Source organism: Roseateles sp. (assembly GCF_031397715.1).
Lineage (GTDB): Bacteria > Pseudomonadota > Gammaproteobacteria > Burkholderiales > Burkholderiaceae_C > Paucibacter_A.
Genome location: NZ_JANNMI010000327.1, coordinates 1 through 2,468, shown reverse-complemented (window position 1 = coordinate 2,468; position 2,468 = coordinate 1). Strand labels below are relative to the sequence as shown.

The window sequence follows — 2,468 nt, the reverse complement described above, 5'->3', positions numbered from 1 at the left end:
ATCGCAACCTAAAGAAATCTTCGTTGCGAATCATCCATGCCATTTTATGGTGTGTGGGTGCAGGGTTTGTCCAATATTGGCTCCCCGTGCCTCCGCCGTGCGCTTTCACAAGCGTGGTTGATGAATGCCCGTGCGACCAATTAAACTTGAGCTCCACCATGATCGGATTTTCAGGAGTATCAAGACCTGAACTGTCAATAGCGTCACGATGCGGTTGATGATTTCCTGACAGTGCTGCACGATAGATGAACTTTATTTTACGATCAGCTTTTTTAATACCATCAAAGAATGTTTTTTTAATCCATGCTGTTTGTTGCTCCCCTTCCCATTTCTGCATTGCTTCACCCATTGTTACGCCAAGTCCGGTCAGGTCAGGATATTCGTTTATTACCTGGGTAACCGACTCACGTGTGTATTGCTCTATTTGTGATGAAGTTTTACCATCTGCCCACAGTCCTGAATTACGTTCTCCATAATTTTGTACCAAGCTTTTGGAAACAATAATGTTCCAATTAATCATGTAGGTTTCAATGCCTCTTTCTTTTGCCATTTTAAACAAGCCTGTCCAAAAGGTTTTCCACTCCGTCAGTTCAGTGTCTGAAAATGGCGTGGCTTTAGGAAAGTTTTTGGTCAGGATGGCGAACTGGCTCATCATCTTCAGCGTTCCCGGTGCGCATTTGGCAAACACCAGCGAGGAGCCCCGGATCAGCTTTTCGTAAATCTTGACCTCTTCGCTAACGCGCAGACAGTACGGCACTTTGACGATATAGATGCGGTCCAGGAAGGCCTCGTTGTTCTTGTTATTGCGGAAGGTCTTCCATTCGCTCTCATTGCTGTGGGCCAGTACGATGCCGTCGAAGGGGATCGCACCAAAGCCCTCGGTGCCCTTGTAATTGCCTTCTTGAGTGGCGGTCAGCAGTGGGTGCAGCACCTTGATCGGCGCCTTGAACATTTCGACGAACTCCAGCAGGCCTTGATTGGCCAGGCAGAGGCCGCCGGAATAGCTGTAGGCATCGGGGTCGTCTTGTGCGAAGGTCTCCAGCTTGCGGATGTCGACCTTGCCGACCAGCGAGGAGATGTCTTGGTTGTTCTCGTCGCCCGGCTCGGTCTTGGAGATACCAACCTGCCTGAGCACGCTGGGATAACGCTTGACCACCCTGAAGCGGCGAATGTCGCCGCCGAATTCCTCCAGCCGCTTGACCGCCCAGGGGCTCAGGATGCGGTTCAGGTAGCGGCGCGGGATGCCGTACTCCTGCTCCAGCAAATGCCCGTCTTCGGCCGCGTCAAACAGGCCCAGCGGCGACTCATTGACCGGTGAGCCCTGCAGCGCATAGAAGGGCACTTGCTCCATCAAGCTCTTGAGGCGTTCCGCGATCGAGCTTTTGCCGCCACCGACCGGGCCCAGCAGATAGAGAATCTGTTTTTTTTCTTCCAGACCTTGGGCCGCATGGCGGAAGTAGCTAACGACTTGTTCAATCGCCTCTTCGAGACCGTAAAACTCGGCGAAGGCGGGGTAGATCTTGATGGTCTTGTTGGCAAACAGGCGCGACAGCCGGGTGTCGTTGCGGGTGTCAATCATTTGCGGCTCGCCGATCGCCTGCAGCATGCGCTCGGGCGCGGTCGCGTAGGTGATGGGGTTGCGCTTGCACTCGGCGAGGTAATCCTCCAGCGAGAGTTCTTCAACTCGAGTGCGCTCGTAGCGAGCGCTGAAACTGCTGATCACGTCCATGCTGAGCTCCTGTAAAAGCCCCGTCCAACCCAAGCCACTCGTTTGCCTGGGGATTTCAGGGAAGTTCTGATGGCGTCCCGGCCGCTGCCTCCAGCGGGCGCTGGGGCGTCATCAGAGCTTTCCGTGCATTTCAACCTTGGTCAGAGCTTGCGACCCGAGCGTGCAAGCCGAACCCTGAATAAGCTCGTACTTAGGGCGCTTTCATGTCGTTTCAAGCCCCAAACTGCGATTCAATGCTACGCCCATTTTGCTTTACGCGGGTAGCAAGACCTGACCCCAAAACCACAGCGTTCTGTGCAATTATTCGGGTCTACGCAGCCGGTCCGCGGAGCCTATCTATCAAGCCGTTCAATTCGTCCAGCGAGGCGAATTGAATCGACAGCTCGCCCTGCTCGCCGCGCTTGGTGCGTTTCTTGACGCGCACTTCGACCACCGCCGTCAGCAGGTCCGACAGCTCCTCCTCCAGGCGCAGCAGATCCCGGCTCTTGTCATTCTTGACCCGCAGCAGCGGGGTCTGCCGGCCCACGCCTTGGCGCGCGACCATTTTCTCGGCCTCGCGCACGCTCAGTTTCTTGGCCGCGATCTCGGTCGCGCAGGTGATCTGGTGGGCACCGTCCAGGGGCAGCAGCGCACGTGCATGACCCATATCAATATCACCGGCCATCAGCATGTTCTGCACCGGCTGGGCCAGCTGCAGCAGGCGCAATAAATTGCTGGCCGCACTGCGCGAGCGGCCGAC

General features: G+C 55.6%; 2 protein-coding genes. Both read right to left on the bottom strand.

Features of this window, described 5'->3' with window-relative positions; genetic code table 11:
- The coding region (locus RMO57_RS14350; RefSeq protein WP_310387723.1) for a PrkA family serine protein kinase at nt 1-1,729 on the bottom strand (1,729 nt) is incomplete at its 3' end.
- Between the two features lie 310 nt (nt 1,730-2,039).
- A partial coding sequence (locus RMO57_RS14345) for a ParB/RepB/Spo0J family partition protein (RefSeq protein WP_414896433.1) occupies nt 2,040-2,468 on the bottom strand: 429 nt, incomplete at its 5' end.